Source organism: Mesorhizobium sp. M7A.F.Ca.CA.004.04.2.1, from assembly GCF_004022825.1.
Lineage (GTDB): Bacteria > Pseudomonadota > Alphaproteobacteria > Rhizobiales > Rhizobiaceae > Mesorhizobium.
Genome location: NZ_RZPH01001786.1, coordinates 1 through 459 on the forward strand (window position 1 = coordinate 1; position 459 = coordinate 459).

The 459-nt window shown below is 64.5% G+C and carries 1 protein-coding gene; it reads right to left on the minus strand.

Annotated features, from left to right (window positions below; translation table 11 throughout):
• Positions 1-459 (minus strand): MOSC domain-containing protein (locus EN893_RS37575; RefSeq protein ID WP_128362338.1); only part of this gene is annotated, 459 nt, incomplete at both ends.

A 459-nucleotide genomic window follows, 5' to 3' on the forward strand; every position in this document is an offset into this window, starting at 1 on the left:
AATAGATCCACTGCTCCGGCACGCGCACCGAGATTTCTTCGCGGACCCTGACCGTTCCGGGCTTCTCGACCCAGGCGACGACGCCGCGCAGCCGTTTCGCGACTTTTGGGAACAACAGCGCGCCGGCTTCGACGTCGGCCATTCCGGCATTCTCGGCGATCGACCGGCCGGCGATGCGGCAAGGTCCGTTCTGTACGTCAATCTTGATGGTGACGCCGCCCTTGAAGAACAGCAGCGTGCCGGCCGGCAGCATCGAGAGGTTCGGCACCCCTTCGATCACAAGATTGGCGCCGATCCACTCCGGCCTGATCTCGGCCAGGCCCATGCGTTGGGCAACAACCGCCAGTTCGTCCGCTGCCACTATGGACAATTGCCGTTCGTTGCGCATTTCGGTGCCGCGCGGATACCAGGGCTCGCGCCCGCCCGCGCGGCACCGAAATGCGCAACGAACGGCAATTG